A 16939-nucleotide genomic window follows, 5' to 3' on the forward strand; every position below is an offset into this window, starting at 1 on the left:
GATTTGAGTCAGAAAAGCCACAATATTCGACTATTAATTGTTGAAGACAATATCGCCCTTGCAGAAAATCTGTATGAATTTTTTGGCAATAAGAATTACACGCTCGATTTTGCACGAGATGGTTTGACAGGTTTGCATTTGGCGGTAACTCATCAGTACGATGTCATTGTTTTGGATGTTATGTTGCCCGGAATCGACGGATTTGAAATTTGTCGCCGTTTAAGAAATGATTTAAACAGCCAAACCCCGATTATTTTTTTAACGGCAAAAGATGCCATTGAAGATAAAGAAATTGGTTTTGAAAGTGGGGTTGATGATTATTTAACAAAACCCTTTAATATGCGCGAATTAGATTTAAGGCTACAAGCGTTAACGCGCCGTAAATTTGCGGATAATAACAACTTAACAGCAGGTGATGTTACGTTTGACCCAGGTACCTTAAGAGTCAGCTGTGCCGATGGTCGATCTGTGGTATTAACCGGTATAGGCGCTAATTTATTTGAGATATTAATTAGAGCTTATCCAAACTATGTATCTCATCAGACAATTATTGAGACTATATGGGGCGATGACTTTGTCGATCCTCACACCTTACGCAGTCACGTATCGGCATTACGAAAAGTATTAAAGGTCAGTATTGGCACGAGCCTTGTGCAATCAATGCATGGAAAAGGCTATTTATTGAATCCAGAATTAGAAAGCTAACGATGAACGGATCGCTTGGAAAGCGAATTTTTCGCACCTTCTTTATTAATAGTTTGATCTCATTATTTACCGTTGTGGTATTTACGTGGTTTGTCTTTGAAGACATGGAAGATCAGATTGTGCAAGGCGATTCGCAAGAATTGTTGGAGATTTTTGAAAATGGCGACTTTTTGCAAAAAAATCGTTTTTGGCAAACAGAATCTTTAACTGCTTTTTACCAAGACCGATACGATCCTTTATCGGTACCGGTATTGTTTCAAGATTTGCCGATTCCTTTTAATGGCGAAAAAGACTGGGAAGGTAAGGTTTATAATATCAACGTATACCTGGTAAAAGATGGAATTTATTACATAGCCAAAGACGTAAGCTACTACGAGCAGCGTGAGTTTTTATTTTTAATTATGCTGTGCGTTTTGTGTGGTTTTGCGTTGGTTCTGAATTTCATTTTGGCGGTCCTAGCGAATCGTCGATTGGTCGATCCATTGCGTAAGCTCACCTTACAAATTCGCCGCTCCATGCCTGAAGATAGTTTGGTGCCCATCGATACCGACTTCTCAGACGATGAGCTTCAAGAAATCGCCCACGCATTTAATTGGTTTATTTCAGAAATTGCGTCGTTAATTTCCAGAGAAAGAACCATGATCAGCATGGCCGGTCACGAGCTTAAAACCCCCATTGCCGTGATTTCTGGCGCGCTACAGGTAATAGAACAACGCGACGATTTGGGCTCGGCCAATAAAAAAACCTTTAATCGCATACGCCAAGCCACAGGAGAAATGCAAGAAAATGTTGAGACTCTGCTGACGTTATCGCGCAGAACCAGAGCCTCTACGCCGGCGACAACGGTCATTTTAGACGCCTTTATCGAAGGAATAATCGACGAAATAGGCTATGTTAATGCCGAGGATGGTCGTCGAATCAACACGCAATTTCGGGTCAATCAGTTCTCGTTCGCTACCGACGCCGTCTTGGCAAAACTGCTAATCCGCAATTTATTACGCAATGCTTTAAGTCATACCGAGGGTGAAATTTTGGTCGTGGTCACCAAATCTTATCTAGAAATATTGGATCAGGGCCCCGGCATGCCAGCCGAATTGGCCAAGTGGATCGAGTCTCAATCTGAAGCATTACCCAAAACCGATGGCTTGGGCTTTTATCTGGTCACGCTTGCCTGTGAGCAGCTCTCTTGGAAACTGAGTTCTACGCAGTTATCCGGTTGGAGCCACGGCTTCAGACTGACCTTTCCTTAAGTTCTCTTTTGTAAGCCCAGGCGCTGCTTGGGTTTATTCTTTTCTTTGGATGTACGTCAATTTCTGGTAATTCCTATCTTGCAGACTAATCTACCATTTGGTAGTTTCGGCTTTTCTTAAATACTTGTTGCATGAACTGGGTTAATCACCTTCAAATCCTGTCCAAATTGAATCTATTATGACAATGGAAATATATTTTTTGTCTCAGTCAGTTTCCCGTGTTCAACTGAGTCGTTAAGCAGCGTTTAAAGATGGAAAATATTTGGAATGATATTTCTGGCTGTTGTCATAGACCTTACTCGGCAGTAACGTGGGCCGGTAAATGTCTTTTATTCTGATTTTGATTTAATTTTGTTCAGGAGAAACCTATGAGCACCTATGATTTTGATCTTTTTGTAATCGGCGCAGGCTCCGGTGGTGTGCGTGCCGGTAGAATGGCCGCAGCCAAGGGGGTTAAGGTCGCGGTTGCTGAAGATATGTTTCTGGGTGGCACCTGCGTTAACGTAGGTTGTGTTCCTAAAAAATTGTTCGTTTACGGCTCACACTTCAGTGAAGACTTTCACGTTGGCAATTCTTTTGGTTGGAGCGTTGAAAATCCCACCTTTGATTGGCCAACTCTTCGCGACAATAAAACCAAAGAAATCCTGCGTCTAAACGGCATTTATAAAACCATGCTAGAGAAAGCGGGCGTTGAGCTTGTCAACGGTCGTGCAACCATCGTAGACCCACACACGGTGGCTGTGGGTGATCAACAATACACGGCAGAGCGAATTTTAGTCGCCGTAGGTGGTTGGCCGTTTGTCCCAGAATTTCCGGGTTCTGAATTAGCCATCAGCTCTAACGAAGCCTTTTATTTAGAAGAATTTCCTAAACGCGTCATTGTTGTGGGCGGTGGTTATATCGCCATTGAATTTGCCGGAATATTCAACGGTTTAGGTGCAAAAACAGATCTTGTCTATCGCGGCCCATTATTTTTACGCGGTTTTGATAGCGAAGTTCGCGAGTTCTTAGCCGAACAAGTAAAAGTTAAGGGTATGAACTTACGCTTTAACTCCGATATCGCCAAACTCGAAAAACAAGATAACGGTGAGCTGTTGGTTACCTTTGCCGACGGTTCAACCACTACCACCGATTTGGTGATGTACGCCACTGGTAGAAAACCCAAGACTGCTAATTTAGGCCTTGAAAACACTCAAATTCAATTGGCTGATAACGGCGCAATCATTGTTAATGACGATTTCCAAACCCACGAACCGTCAATTTATGCGTTAGGTGATGTGATTGACCGTGTTGCATTAACACCGGTTGCGTTGGGTGAGGCCATGGTGTTGGTGGATGCCTTGTACGGTAACGGCAAGCGTCAAATCAGTTACGACGATATTCCAACCGCTGTGTTCTCTCAGCCAAACGTTGGTACCGTGGGTTTAACCCAAGAACAAGCCGCTGAAAAATACGACGAAATTGCAGTGTACCGTTCTACCTTCAAACCCATGAAGTTATCACTGGGTGAAACCAAAGAACGTATTTTAATGAAATTATTGGTGGATACTAAAACCGATAAAATTGTTGGCGCACACATGGTTGGCCCAGAGGCTGGTGAAATGGTGCAGCTTATTGGCGTTGCCATTAAAGCTGGCGCAACCAAAGCGCATTTTGACAGTACCATTGGTGTTCATCCAACGGCCGCTGAAGAGTGGGTGACCATGCGTGACGTGAGCGAAATTATTAAAAAATAGAGGCAACTCTGATTAACCTAAAGATTCCAGCGACACACGGATGTGTCTCCGATTTCACCAACGGTAAGCGATAGAAATAATGAAGAAATTGCAAATATTATGGTCAATTTCTGCTCTCCAATTAAATCACGGATGAGTTAATCAGAGATGCCTAGATAAGGCTTTGAGTGTTCAATACCCAGTAGCGATATTCAAAACCCAGTAACAACGTTCAAAACAGTCACAATGTTAAAAATATTCCGAGGAATTTATGGCTTGGTCCGAATTTATTATGAATCACGAATCAACAATTCGGCTGAGTTTTTTTCTTGGAATATTAACCATTATGGGTTTATGGGAATGGTTTAAACCCGCCCGAAAACCTTCTGTTGCCAAACCTGTACGTTGGTTTAACAATTTAGGAATTGTATTTTTAGATACCTTTTTATTAAGAATATTATTTCCCGCCGCAGCGGTTGGTCTTGCCGCCTTGGCAGATCAACAAAATGCGGGCTTATTAAATCACTTTGAGCTGCCACTGCTTTGGTCTGTGCTCTTAGCGGTTGTTTTGCTGGATTTAGTCATTTATTTACAGCACGTTATGTTCCATGCGGTACCGTTATTGTGGCGCTTGCACCAAGTGCATCACGCCGATCTCGATTACGACGTTACCACCGGTACACGTTTTCATCCCATTGAAATTATTATTTCTATGGGTATTAAAGCTGGTGCAATTTTCTTAATTGGCCCGCCCGTGGTTGCCGTAGTTATTTTTGAAATTGTGTTAAACGCTTGCGCTATGTTTAACCATGGCAATGTTCGCCTACCTTTAGGTGTTGATAAAATCATTCGCGCAATATTGGTCACGCCCGATATGCACCGCGTTCATCATTCAACCATCATTAACGAAGCCAACAGTAATTTTGGCTTTAGCCTTTCGGTTTGGGATCGAATTTTTGGTACCTACAAAGCGCAACCTCAATTAGGCCATTTAGATATGGAAATAGGGGTAAGCTATGCTCGCGATGCCAAGCAAGTGGCTTGGTTACCGGGAATGTTATGGATGCCGTTTAAAAAGAATAAAGGCCGTTACGACGTTAGTCATCGTGCGCCTGAAAAACCTATGTCGAAAAAACCCGTAAATACGGTCGAATAACGGGTTAATGGATGGATTAAAGTTCTGATTAAGTATTGGAAACTCGGATTAATCTAGAGTTTCCTGTGGAACAAGAATGTGTCGCCAATTTCAAGAGCGGTAAGTGATTGAAATTATGAAGAAGTTGGCAATCACATTGTCAATTTCTATCCTCTGAATATATCATCGATGAGTTGATCAGAGGCTTTTATGGTAGACATCACTCAGAACTTTCTAAATCTTCCACATAGGGTTTATAACGATAAAGCTGCAAGGCATGAATGATTGGATGATCTTCAATTTTCTTATCGCTTCTTTCTAAACGATGGCTGGGCAAATTATCTTTCGGCCATTTTAATCTGGGTAATCGTGTATCTTGGCACAGCAAAATTGACGATGTTACGATGGTTTTCCGTTTAACGGATGGTTTGTGCTTTTTCTTATCGTGTTCCTTTTTATCTTCTAGCGCTTCATTTTGTTGTTTTTCTCGCCACGCAATATTTGCTCTTAATTGCGGTTTTATCGGTTTAATATACGCCAAGGGCTTGTTTGGGTCTTCTTTATACAGTTGGTTTAAAACCGCATCACGGGTGTAATCGTCTTCCAGTTTTAACGCCATTTTTATAGCGTCGTCTAAGTGAACGCGAGTAATTTCTCGGTGCTGCGTCATCCACGTCCAGCTTAAAGAATTTAACTGTTTGGGTAATATCTGAATTTTTCGATAACAGGCAATTAAGTCTAAGTGCGGTGATAAAAAATCTGCTAAACGCTCGCCAATTTTTTCTTTCGATAAATCATTGCTCACCAATACCTGCGAAATTATTCGCCCAACCTTGGTTTTTTTTAACCCCGAAAGGGTTTTCACAACATTAATACTTTCTCTAAATGCATCTTTTGCGGTATTAAATTGGTTTGCGGCGAAAATTGTCTCTGGGTTGACGCAAATAATACCCGCCGGAGTGTTGTTAAACTCAAACTCGTTTGTATCTTTGCCATCGCCAACGGTTACTGTGTTTTTTTGAGGTAATATTCCAGAATTATTTCTGCATTTTATAATTTGACCAATAAGATCGGCGTAATTTTGATTTTCTAAACTTGTTAAAAACTGGGCAATTAACGGCTTTTCTTGCGAATGGATATTTTCTCCGGTAATGGGTAGCCAATGGGGTAGGGTTTTATTGGCATCGCTTAAAAAAATCGATAAAAACGCCGATTTAGCCGATTTTAATTGTTCATAATGTTCGGCGACTTGGTGTAGCACGTCGATTAAATCCGCAGAATCTGTCGGTGTGGTCATATTTGTATTCAGTTGTCACTAATATTACGCATAATTGTAACAATTATGTCACCGCTGAGTCATATCCCGTGATCATTATATAGCCCGAACTTGGTGTATAAAATGATTCGGTAGGATTCAAAATGACCTTTAGCAAAAAATTTTTAGCCTTTACCGTTGCAACAGCAACCCTAACACTCGCCGCCTGTGATGGCGACGACGGTAATAATGGTGACAACGGGCGAAACAGCCTTATAAGTCAAACACAATTATTACCCGGCGATATTAATTGCAGTTTTGGCGGTGTGCAAATTGACAGCGGCTTAGATGCTAACGCGAATGGCGAATTAGACGACTCAGAAATCACCGACACTTCTTTTGTGTGTAACCCAGCTGATAGCGAAGAAACCACGACTTTATTGGCAAGCTTACGCGCACCCGGCGCCACATTAGTGGATATTCCCCAAGGCGCTTTAGGTACTGCCATGTTTTCTTCGGCCAGCGTTGCCGATGTAGCAGCTTTAGAATTAACCACGGGTTTTGGTAGCGGTGCATTCCATATGCGCGGTGAATCTGCGGCAGTGTTTTACACCATTACCGATCGCGGCCCAAACATTGGCTGTGACGACGCCGAAGACATTTTAGGCATTGCAGAATTTTGTGGAATTGATAACGACAGCGACAAGATTTTTCCGCAACCTAATTACACGCCTAAAATCACCCAGTGGCGTTTAGTCAACGGTGAAAGTGGCGTTAGTGCCGAAATCATTCAAGAAATTGAATTACGTGATCAAGACGGCAATGTAATTTCGGGTATCACCAATAATTTACAAGCCGCCACAACCGAATTAAGTTTTGATAACGACGCTAATCAAATTGCCTTCGACAATAACGGTCTTGATCCAGAATCATTAGTAAAATTATCGGATGGCACTTTTTGGATTTCTGACGAGTACGGTCCTTCATTGGTTCATGTTGCCAGCGACGGAACCATTCTAGAGCGCGTTGTACCACAAAGCGTTGCCGCCGATTTAGCCAGTGCAAATTATCCTGTTACTGGCGGTCTTCCCGATGTGTATCGCTTTCGTCAATTAAATCGTGGTATCGAATCCATTGCCGTATCGCCCAACGAAGACTTTTTGTATTTTATCATGCAAAGCCCGTTGGCAAATACCACGGCGGATATTTATCGTAACTCTCGCCACGTACGTTTAATGAAATACGCATTAAACAGCGATGGCACCTTGGGTGCCGCTGTGGGTGAATACATTTATGTGCTCGATCGCCCACAAACGTTTGGTAACGCGCAGTTAGGTGGCGATATCACCAATAATTTTACTGCGGTGCGTATTTCTGAAATGACTGCGTTAGACACCGATCAATTATTGGTTTTAGAACGCGGCACGGCAACCACCAAACTGTACGAAATTAATCTTGCGACTGCCGAAAATATTTTAGGCACCGATTTAAGCAGTGCAACGGTTACGGCTAATGAGTCTGCTGATCCGCGTGTGTTAGAAAATGTTTTCGATTTGGTAAGCTTTAACGCAACACCGGTAGCAAAAGCCTTAGCGTTTAACACCTTAACAGACCTACCAGAAAACCTAATCGCACCCACAAAATTAGAAGGCATCGCATTACTGGATGACGATACCATTTTATTAATTAACGATAACGATTTTGGTATTACCGGCGAACAAACCCAATTACTGGTTATGTCGCGCGATGCTATGAATGCCGATTCTGTGGTTTCGCAAACCGTGCGCATGGAAGCCATTGCAACCTTTACGACCGTAGAGGCCGATCCAGACGGCGCCGCCGAAATTGTTACCTTTGACTCCGCCGGTGAGCGAGTTTTTGTGGTCAATGCTGTGGCGCAAAGTGTTGATGTCTTAGATGCCTCGGGTCTTAATAACGGCGAATTAACGCTTATTGAAACGCTCGATTTAGTTGGCGACCTAGCACCAGCTGCCATTGGCAATGCTAACAGTGTGTCTGTGTTTGGTAATTTATTGGCCGTAGCCATTGAGGCCGACAACACTCAAGACCTAGGTTTTATTGCTTTTTACGATGTTTCTGGTGAGGCAGTAAGCTTTATAAACGCGGTGCAAGTGGGCGCATTACCCGACATGGTGACCTTTACACCCGACGGCAGCAAAGTACTCTCTGCCGGTGAAGGTGAACCTAGCGACGATTACAGCAACGATCCCATCGGCACCGTTGCCATTATTAATATCACCAACGGCGTACCTGCAACTTCGGCGACGTTGCTAGATTTCACCGCATTTAATGAAGGCGGCGCACGCAGAGCAGAATTCGATGAAAATATTCGCATCTTTGGCCCGAATGCCTCGGTAGCACAAGATCTAGAACCCGAGTACATCGCCGTAGCCAGTGATTCGCAAACTGCTTACGTTGGCTTGCAAGAAAACAACGCCATTGCCGTTATTGATCTTACCGACAACAGTATTTCTAGTATTCATTCACTGGGTACTAAAGATTTCTCCATTCGCGGTAATCAATTAGACGCTAGCGATCGCGACGATGCGGTTAATTTCCAAAACTACAATATTGTTGGTATTTATCAGCCAGACGCCATTGCTGCGTATTCCTCAAACGGTTTTGATTTTGTCGTTACCGCCAACGAAGGTGATGCGCGCGATTACGATACTTTCTCAGAAGAAATTCGTGTTGAAGATCTAGTGGACGGCCAAGACCTAGAGCTAGATCCAAATCATCCCGAATTTGAAAATGCGGGCGACCGAGCATTACTTGGTCGACTAGAAATCACCAACCAAGATGGCGACGACGACGGTGACGGCGATATCGACACCATTCATACCTTTGGCGCTCGTTCATTCTCTATTTGGAACCCAGAGCTAGGCATTGTATTCGACAGCGGCGACGACCTAGGCAAATTAGCCGCCGGTAGAAACGGCTTAGGCTTTAATAACAACGACAGCCGAAGCGACTCCAAAGGTGCCGAACCAGAAGCCGTAGACATTGGTGTAATTAACGGCAGAACCTACGCATTTATCGGCGCAGAACGTTCTAGCGATATTTATCTATACGACATTACCAGCGCATTTGCCCCGCAATTTATTCAGCTGATTAACAACCCTGGTGACGAACGCCCAGAAGGCATGGAATTTGTTCCCGCCGACAGAAGCCCAACCGGAGAAGCTCTACTCGTGGTTGGTCACGAACTTAGCGGCACAACAACCGTCTACGAAATTACGGTACGCAATTAATTAACAATAATTATAAAGCTTTAAAAACTAAACCCAGCAATGCTGGGTTTTTTTATGCTTAACTAAATAAAACTCTGATTAACCTAGAGTTTCTCGCGACACTAGGATGTGTCGCCAATTTCATGAACGGTAAGTGATTGAAATTTTCCTAAATAGATTGGCTGATCCTATAAGTTAATTAGCCATCGGCTCCCATAAACGTTTTAAACCTTTCTTTAGTCTAAATAGCCATTCAAGTATTCAATAGGAAACTCTGATTAACCTAGAGTTTCCGGCGACACAAGGATGTGTCGCCAATTTCAAGAGCTATAAGTGATTGAAATTGTGAAGAAATTGGAAATCGTATTTTCAATTTCTGTCCTCTGATTAAATCATGGATGAGTTAATCAGAGGTTCCAATAGTTAATTTTTTACTAACGTGGGGCGTTTTATGAAGGCCAAAAGGGCGGGTTATTATTTTTCTGCACTGGTGTTGGTATTGGGGTTAATTGTTACCAAGTTTTGTTACGCCGATGATTTACTTCAAAATTATGGTTGGATACACGGTTCCGAGAAATGCAAAACAAATACAGACCCAGCAATTGAAGTACTTGAGTACAACCCATCTACCTATATTTTGCGTGAAAACAAATGTTTAAGCTACGAGGCACCGTTTATTTATGTGTTGATTGGTGAGCAATCCATATTGCTTGTAGATACCGGTACTACATCCGATGCGGCGAAAATTCCGCTGTATAGCACCATCCAACAAATAATCAATCAGCCTAAAATTGCTGAATTGCCTGTAATTGTTGCTCACTCTCACGGCCATTTAGATCATATATCCGGTGATAAGCAATTTGCGTCCGACTCGCGTTTTCACGTAATTACCCCAAACAACGAAGAATTCAAAAACTACTTTAATTTATCAAACTGGCCTAACGACACCTCAACCTTCAATTTAGGTAATCGCGAACTCACAATAATACCAACACCCGGCCACCATAAAGAATCCATCGCCATTTACGATAAAAATACCCAATGGCTTTTAACCGGCGATACACTCTATCCCGGAAAAATTTACATAAAAGATTGGCAAGCATACAGTAACAGCATTCAACGGTTGGCCTACTTCACCCAACAAAACCCTACATCGTTACTTTTGGGCTCGCACATAGAAATATCCAAAAACGGTAAAATATATAAACTGGGTAACCACCATCAACCTAACGAAGCCAGCCTAGTATTAACCACTGAAGACTTACAAATTTTAAATAAAAAACTAAAACAAACAAACGGCAAACCTAAAAAAATTGAACTCGAAAAATTTACCGTAGCCCCAATAAGCGCATTGCAAAGATTGTTAAGTAACATTCTAAGTTAAATTTTTTAAAAGATGATAAATAAAAAATACTCTCTTCCTAAAAGTCAAAGTCCCTTCGAAGACAATAAAAATAACCATATAAGTAAAGCTAAAAACTAGAAGAATATTACAGTTAAAGCTCCAGTTTACAGCTTTCTGTTTAAGGCGTATTTGCTAACAATAAAAGTAATAAAAATGAATCTTATGCCAAACCAACCAAAATGTTGACGTTATAAAGCTTTCAATATAGCTTCCAAATAATTCATCTGAAATATACGTCGAAGAGACGGTATATGTTTGATGGTATCAGTTATTGAAGTATTTATTAAGTTGTTAAGTGAACATGGAAATTAGAATCTATCCAGAATACTACGAAGGACCATTGCTTCATAAAGGAATTGAAATATACGCCGAAGAAGTTGATGGATTTAGTAGAATGAAGCTTTTAAAAGATGGAAAGGCATTATTTCACTACGACAAAGTTGAATCAGACGGGCGAAACTGTCCATCACAAACTATCTTTCAACCATGTATTTACAAAACTCCTTTGATAGCTATTGGATTAATATGTTGTATGGATATAAACAACCCAGATGTGTATCTAGCAATAAGGGAATCTTTAAAAGAAACAAATGCTGAACACAAAGTAATAGCTGTCTCTGCATACATGACTGATAGTTCATGGTTTAGCAGTAATACGTTGGCCAGTTACTTACACGGCTATTATGTTGTGTTGTCCAATGGCTGTGTAAACGGACCTTCATCTTTTATTTCCGGTCCAGACGGTATTAAAACTAAAAAAAGTGAGGTAAATTTGGACAACGCAAAAATTATCAATTGCGGTCTCACTTAACAAGCTAGGCAACGTCGCCCATTTCGTGGGATTGACCCTCCTTTTTTAGAGACGTTAACAAAATAATTGCAACGTGTCCTCAGGCATATTAAAGAGATAGTAACATGGTATCACCACAGAACTATAACCAAATGCTTTCTAAGTTAGGGAGACTAACTTTCTTTACAACTCTAGTATATTTAATAGTATTGAGAGTGTTAGAAGTAATTCCTATGGTAAAGATCGATGGGAAGTTGATACCGCCAATCAAAGATTACAAAGAACTAATTGAGTGGATGTTATCATTTGGAGTTATTCCATTTGGAGGAGCACTTCTAGCGTTTTTTTTGAGTAGCGTGTTTGAGGTACATAATAAAATATCTAAAGTTATTCAGTTGCGATACCTATGGGACAAGTATTTTATAGTTGTTCCTATGCTAAAAAGAATAGGACCTACGCCACAACTTTCTCGAGAAAAAGTGAGAGAGATAATGACAGGTCTATATTACCCTGAGGTCAAAAATATCGATCAACATTATATTCATGTTTTTTGGCGTTATGCGCTTCAATTTTGGGGCATGTTTGAACATTTTATTGTTGTCTTAGTGGTAACAATTACACTGTATATTGGCAATGGGAGTTTGCCTTCTGATAAACTTCTTTGGTATTGTGTATTAGTGTTTATTGTCACAGTTCTGCATTGGTTTTTTGTAACGACAAACAAGTCTACGGATCAAGCTAAGCAAATACCTGAAACTGCTATAAGAGCGTTCATGAGGCAATAGGAAATAGTTTTGCGTTACATTATAAAAAATACCGAAATAAGATATGAGAACGCGGCAAAACCGCACACCCAAAAATCAAAGCCAGTGAACGATTACCTTGAAACTATATCTGGCCGTCCTTCGATTCTTGATTATGGCTGTGGCAAACTACGCTATTCTGATACGCTCGTTAAAGTCGCCTCTGAAGTGACATTCGTTGATTCTGAAATACAGATTGGCCGGGAGCAAGTTATCCGTGGCGAAATTACTAGTGTGCGAAAATATGTGAAAAAAAACTACGCTGGATGTAAAACGGTAGCTGCGGAAAAATTAGAAACTCACAAGAAAAGGTATGACATCGTAACGTGTACCAATGTGCTCTCTGCAATACCATGTGATATTGCTTTAGAAGATGCTTTAAGAAGAATACGTGAATTACTTAAGGAAAATGGATATGCTTTTTTTGTAAATCAACACAGAAGTTCATATTTCAAAAAATATACTTTAGGAAAGAAGTGGCTTTATGGTTACCTTTACAGTGGCAAGAGGTGCGACTCTTATTACGGAATTTTAGATCGCGAGCGAATTGAATGCCTTCTAAAGGAAAACTATTACAGTATTCGCCGTACTTGGGTTATTGGTGAAAGCACTTTTACCGAGGCACATGCAGATTGTTAGCAAAGTGGTGCAGTGGAGTTAGTTACGCTCTGCAATTTTTATAATATCGCTTCACCCTGTTTATCGTAAAAATTGCTCCACTACACTGGCTCACTGACCACGGCGTTATTTGAGAAGGAGTATGAATTATTAGCCCCGGTAGCCATTTAATGATGAGTTGGCTTTCGTCAAACCTTATTAAAGGTAATGTACGAGAGCGGACATTGGTAACCTTGTCAGGCCTTGCACCTGACATTGATGGTTTTGGTCTGTTTATAGATCTGATAATGAAACATACTGAGAACGCTACAAATTATTGGGGGCAATTTCATCATTCATTACATAATATCGGTTTTTGCATTACTGTAACTGTATTTACGTATTTTATTGCTAAAACAAACAAAATACAGGCGGCATGTTTATCGTTCGCAGTCTTTCACTTGCATTTATTCTGCGATCTAATAGGTTCAAAAGGCCCAGATGGCTACCAGTGGCCGATTCCTTACTTGCAACCATTTTCAAACGAATTGGCCATTACTTGGCGATATCAATGGGAGCTAAATGCATGGCCAAATATTTTAATAGGTCTATCGCTTTTAGTGTGCGTAGTTTTCTTCGCAAAGGTATATCTAAGGTCGCCATTTGAAATAGTTTCTAAAAGAGCAAATGAGGCATTTATACAAGTCGTACGTAAAATCACATAACTGGGCAAAGCAGTATTAGTCCAGCTAGCTGGACTTTGATCTTGTTACGACCTAGCGTTGGTTAGGGTGTTATGTGTGTTCTTTGTATTGTTCTTGGTAAATTTAAATATTGCATTGTTATAGAAATTCAATGTTCTTGGTAGCCGAAGTTTTTGTAACCTAAAGTGCTAAATAGTTAATACAGTAACCAATATTTCTCGTTTTATTATCTAAACATTAATATCGCCTGAAAAATTACTCCACTTAAATTTCCAATAATTAGGACTGGTAAAATTCAGCACCTTATCCCTTCTAGCAGTATTAAATCACTCTTCGGTTATTTTATATCTTCACGAATTTGAGCTTCTATAAACTAAAGTATTAAGTTTAGATCTCGCTCTTTGCCCGAATTCCATCCGTATACGCTTCTTTGATTACATAAAAGTGTGGTAAGTTTTTATCTTATTGGTATTTGATTTTTGTTTTAAAGTTGTACTTGTCTTTAACGGGGTGTTTTTGTGTTATCAAGGAATTTAACTTGATGAAAGTATTTGTAAGGTTATTTGTTTTAATTCTGGTTTTCTCTATTGGTTATGTTACTGCCAGTTGGCAATTTGTTAACGGTTCTAGGTTTTTACTCAATGAACCAATAGAGATTATGGTGGATGGTGAAAACGGGCGGCTCCCTAAGGGTACAGAGTTACATTATCAATCAATGGCTCATAATGAAGTTGATTTCTATGTATTTGTTCGTATTCCTAAAGAAAAAGCAATGCTTAAAACATCAAGGGTAAATATAGATATTGAAAATGGTATTAAAAGGCTGCGTGGTGATTTCGAGTAGCTGGTAAATAACGTCTTTTTTCGGTTGAAATCGGTATTTTTACCTGTAGAACTATTCAATATTAGGCTATTACCGAGTGGTTGCTAGGATGATTTATGGAATTTAAAAAGGTTATTGCAGGAGCTTTCTATTTTGTTGATGAATACAAAAGGGTGCTTTTAAGAGCATTGGCTTTGCCATTTTTAGCGTACGTTTTACTGGGTGTTACACAATATATGGCAGTTACCGGTGTTTTGGCTGTTGTGGTTGAGGTAGTGCGTTTAGCAATTTTGGCTGTTTTTGCTATTACAACCCATAGAATTATATTGTTGGGGCCTAATTCGGTTTCTAGGTGGGGAATTACTGCATGGACGAAACGAGAAACCTTTTTCTTTCTTCATGCTGTTGGAATCGTGCTTATGGGTATTCCAATGGTGTTGCTTAACTTTATACCAATTTTAGGCAGTCTTGCATCGTTAATCATTATCTGCTGGTTTGCGGGTCGGTTTTGTTTGGTTTTTCCGGGCATTGCCGTTGATAAAGGCGTTTCTTTTAAGTTATCTTGGGAGCTTACAAAAAGTCATCAAGTTCTAATGTTTTTAGTGGTAATAGTATTTCCAACAGTGTTAGCAATTCCCACTTATATTTTAAGTTTTGTTCCCTACAGTGCTTTATTATCTAGCGCAATATCTGCCTTTTTATTTGTTTATGAAGTGGCTGCTCTTTCTGTGGCGTATCAGCTTATAACGGCTGAGAGGTATAAAAATAATGAATAAACGACTAGTGTTATAATGGCGATATTGTTGGGTCTTTTATGGTCGTGGTAAGTTAATAATTAACAGAAAATCAAAATTTTCTGTAACGCTTATTTTAGAGGAAATTTTGTGCAAACATCTTTAAAAATAAAAGACTATTTAACGGAAAGACCAAAACCACACGGAATAGACGTTTTGTGTGGTTTAAAGCATTTTGCCATTATTACCTACGCTGTACCCAAAGAGCGATTTGACGATATTTTTCCAAAACGTTTTAAATTAGATACGGTTGAGGTTAATGGCCAATCAATGGGACTTATTTCAGTTGTTCCTTTTGTCGATGTCGATTTTACATCGGCGGTATTTCCGTTTCCAAAATTTACCATGGGACAAACAAACTATCGAATTTATATTATCGATACCGAAACGGGCGAGCGTTGTGTGTGGTTTCTTGGTACGACCTTGGATTCGTGGACGCTCATGGTACCTAGATATCTATGGAATCTGCCATGGCATGCGGGCAGGGTTAGGTTCAACTGCGTCTTAAACGAGACCAGCGGTTTGTACGACAAGTACCAAATGGAAACAACGTCTGAATGGGCGGCGGCTTCGGTAGAGTTGAGTCAATCCGAGTCTGATACGTTTAATTTTCCGGGGTTTCCAGATGTTGAATCTGCACTTGTTTATCTTACGCATCCTTTGGCGGGTTTTTATTATCGACGAGACAATAAACTAGGTACTTATCGAGTTTGGCATAAGCAGTTAGACGTTAAACCGGGTAGATTAAAGTCGGCTGAATTTAAGCTGTTGTCGAATCTAGGTCTTGTAGAAAAAGCAGAACAAAGCTCACCGTACAGCGTTTTAATCGAGCCGATAAATGAGTTTACGATTTATTTGCCCTCAACCGTAATTGAGTGAATATCTGAATAACAATAACCAATCATCGAAACCCATTGGTACGTGCTTTGGTTTGAGCTATTAAATGAGAGTAATATGATTCATAGATGTGATATTTGTGGCAAACGAGGAAGAATAGGTTTTAGTTTTAGGGTTGCTCCGATAGATGCGGTTGGTTTTGTGTTCCTGTTGCTGGTTTCTATGGTGCCCGTATGGCTTGTTTCATTTATAGTTGCCGTGATTATAAGTTCATTTGAATACGATCTAGGTGTATTTCAAGAGCTGATAATAATGGTTCTTACAGTAGTTTATTTTTTACTGTTTGGAGGTAAAGTTGCCAAGTTTATAAGTTTATAAGTTTATAAGTTTATAAGTTTATAAGTTTATAAGTTTATTTGTGGATTATACGTTAAGAATAAGAACATCTTGCAAGGCTTGTGATAAGGTACTTTATGAAAAAGAATTCCCCTAGGCTGATAGAGAAACCAAGCATTTTTTTGCGTTGCAATAATAGCGTGTATGATGGCTTAACTATTTTTTACGGTTTGTATGTTGGTGTTTTTAGGAAGCTCTGATTAACTCATCCATGATTTAATCAGAGCACAGAAATTGAAAATGCGATTTCCAATTTCTTCACAATTTCAATCACTTACGGTTCTTGAAATTGGCGACACATCCTTGTGTCGCTGGAAACTCTAGGTTAATCAGAGTTTCCTTTACTTTTAACGGACGCTGGAAAGCTGGAATCAACAAATCTTAACTTCAAAATCTGATCTAAACGGCTTTCAAAAATATTGATTTATTTCATTTTTAGTGAATTGTTTGGCAAATAAATAAAAATACAATTCTCAATG

At 40.1% G+C, this 16939-nt stretch carries 15 protein-coding genes; 14 read left to right on the forward strand and 1 reads right to left on the reverse strand.

Annotation, left to right across the window (positions count from 1 at the left end; translation table 11 throughout):
* Window positions 1-3 precede the first annotated feature (3 nt).
* The 4 genes from ACYQ28_RS02925 to ACYQ28_RS02940 all read left to right on the forward strand — a co-directional run bounded on the left by ACYQ28_RS02925 (window position 4) and on the right by ACYQ28_RS02940 (window position 4826).
* Complete coding sequence (locus tag ACYQ28_RS02925; RefSeq protein WP_460047951.1) at window positions 4-705, forward strand: response regulator transcription factor; 702 nt, start codon at window positions 4-6, stop codon at window positions 703-705.
* A gap of 2 nt (window positions 706-707) precedes the next feature.
* The gene (locus ACYQ28_RS02930; RefSeq protein ID WP_460047952.1) at window positions 708-1955 is read left to right on the forward strand and encodes a sensor histidine kinase; all 1248 of its coding nucleotides are present in this window, start codon (window positions 708-710) and stop codon (window positions 1953-1955) included.
* A 368-nt stretch (window positions 1956-2323) separates the two neighbouring features.
* Complete coding sequence (gorA, locus tag ACYQ28_RS02935) at window positions 2324-3691, forward strand: glutathione-disulfide reductase (protein WP_460047953.1); 1368 nt, start codon at window positions 2324-2326, stop codon at window positions 3689-3691.
* Window positions 3692-3941: 250 nt separating this feature from the next.
* Window positions 3942-4826 (forward strand): sterol desaturase family protein, encoded by an 885-nt coding sequence (locus ACYQ28_RS02940; RefSeq protein ID WP_460047954.1) that lies wholly within the window; start codon window positions 3942-3944, stop codon window positions 4824-4826.
* Window positions 4827-5025: 199 nt separating this feature from the next.
* Here ACYQ28_RS02940 and ACYQ28_RS02945 read toward each other — a convergent pair whose 3' ends face one another.
* A complete protein-coding gene (locus tag ACYQ28_RS02945; RefSeq protein ID WP_460047956.1) occupies window positions 5026-6102 on the reverse strand; it encodes a hypothetical protein in 1077 nt (358 codons plus the stop codon).
* 122 nt (window positions 6103-6224) lie between these two features.
* On the opposite strand from ACYQ28_RS02945, the gene ACYQ28_RS02950 reads away from it, so the two are divergent.
* From ACYQ28_RS02950 to ACYQ28_RS02995, 10 genes are all read left to right on the forward strand, one after another.
* Window positions 6225-9332, forward strand: coding sequence for a choice-of-anchor I family protein (locus tag ACYQ28_RS02950; RefSeq protein ID WP_460047957.1), 3108 nt, complete (start codon window positions 6225-6227; stop codon window positions 9330-9332).
* A 430-nt stretch (window positions 9333-9762) separates the two neighbouring features.
* Entirely contained in the window at window positions 9763-10695 is a 933-nt protein-coding gene (locus ACYQ28_RS02955) for an MBL fold metallo-hydrolase (RefSeq protein WP_460047958.1), read from the forward strand.
* A gap of 316 nt (window positions 10696-11011) precedes the next feature.
* On the forward strand, window positions 11012-11527 hold the full coding sequence (locus tag ACYQ28_RS02960; protein WP_460047960.1) for a carbon-nitrogen hydrolase family protein: 516 nt from the start codon (window positions 11012-11014) through the stop codon (window positions 11525-11527).
* Window positions 11528-11631: 104 nt separating this feature from the next.
* Window positions 11632-12291, forward strand: a complete 660-nt coding sequence (locus ACYQ28_RS02965) for a hypothetical protein (RefSeq protein WP_460164686.1) — start codon at window positions 11632-11634, stop codon at window positions 12289-12291.
* 9 nt (window positions 12292-12300) lie between these two features.
* Window positions 12301-12948 carry a class I SAM-dependent methyltransferase gene (locus ACYQ28_RS02970; RefSeq protein ID WP_460047964.1) on the forward strand — a complete coding sequence of 216 codons (648 nt, stop codon included), beginning with the start codon at window positions 12301-12303 and terminating at the stop codon, window positions 12946-12948.
* 149 nt (window positions 12949-13097) lie between these two features.
* Window positions 13098-13631 carry a metal-dependent hydrolase gene (locus ACYQ28_RS02975; protein WP_460047966.1) on the forward strand — a complete coding sequence of 178 codons (534 nt, stop codon included), beginning with the start codon at window positions 13098-13100 and terminating at the stop codon, window positions 13629-13631.
* Between the two features lie 520 nt (window positions 13632-14151).
* Window positions 14152-14454, forward strand: a complete 303-nt coding sequence (locus ACYQ28_RS02980; protein WP_460047968.1) for a hypothetical protein — start codon at window positions 14152-14154, stop codon at window positions 14452-14454.
* A 95-nt stretch (window positions 14455-14549) separates the two neighbouring features.
* Window positions 14550-15209 (forward strand): hypothetical protein, encoded by a 660-nt coding sequence (locus tag ACYQ28_RS02985; protein WP_460047970.1) that lies wholly within the window; start codon window positions 14550-14552, stop codon window positions 15207-15209.
* 108 nt (window positions 15210-15317) lie between these two features.
* The gene (locus ACYQ28_RS02990) at window positions 15318-16106 is read left to right on the forward strand and encodes a DUF2071 domain-containing protein (RefSeq protein WP_460047971.1); all 789 of its coding nucleotides are present in this window, start codon (window positions 15318-15320) and stop codon (window positions 16104-16106) included.
* A 75-nt stretch (window positions 16107-16181) separates the two neighbouring features.
* The gene (locus ACYQ28_RS02995; protein ID WP_460047973.1) at window positions 16182-16442 is read left to right on the forward strand and encodes a hypothetical protein; all 261 of its coding nucleotides are present in this window, start codon (window positions 16182-16184) and stop codon (window positions 16440-16442) included.
* The last annotated feature ends 497 nt before the right edge of the window (window positions 16443-16939 follow it).

Source organism: Sessilibacter sp. MAH1 (genome assembly GCF_054658315.1).

Excerpts from the sequence above, each read along its gene's own strand:
- ACYQ28_RS02930 (WP_460047952.1), top strand. The coding sequence starts at position 708 with ATGAACGGATCGCTTGGAAAGCGAATTTTTCGCACCTTCTTTATTAAT.
- gorA (WP_460047953.1), top strand. The coding sequence starts at position 2,324 with ATGAGCACCTATGATTTTGATCTTTTTGTAATCGGCGCAGGCTCCGGT.
- ACYQ28_RS02940 (WP_460047954.1), top strand. The coding sequence starts at position 3,942 with ATGGCTTGGTCCGAATTTATTATGAATCACGAATCAACAATTCGGCTG.
- ACYQ28_RS02945 (WP_460047956.1), bottom strand. The coding sequence starts at position 6,102 with ATGACCACACCGACAGATTCTGCGGATTTAATCGACGTGCTACACCAA.
- ACYQ28_RS02950 (WP_460047957.1), top strand. The coding sequence starts at position 6,225 with ATGACCTTTAGCAAAAAATTTTTAGCCTTTACCGTTGCAACAGCAACC.
- ACYQ28_RS02955 (WP_460047958.1), top strand. The coding sequence starts at position 9,763 with ATGAAGGCCAAAAGGGCGGGTTATTATTTTTCTGCACTGGTGTTGGTA.
- ACYQ28_RS02965 (WP_460164686.1), top strand. The coding sequence starts at position 11,632 with ATGGTATCACCACAGAACTATAACCAAATGCTTTCTAAGTTAGGGAGA.
- ACYQ28_RS02975 (WP_460047966.1), top strand. The coding sequence starts at position 13,098 with ATGATGAGTTGGCTTTCGTCAAACCTTATTAAAGGTAATGTACGAGAG.
- ACYQ28_RS02980 (WP_460047968.1), top strand. The coding sequence starts at position 14,152 with ATGAAAGTATTTGTAAGGTTATTTGTTTTAATTCTGGTTTTCTCTATT.
- ACYQ28_RS02985 (WP_460047970.1), top strand. The coding sequence starts at position 14,550 with ATGGAATTTAAAAAGGTTATTGCAGGAGCTTTCTATTTTGTTGATGAA.
- ACYQ28_RS02995 (WP_460047973.1), top strand. The coding sequence starts at position 16,182 with ATGATTCATAGATGTGATATTTGTGGCAAACGAGGAAGAATAGGTTTT.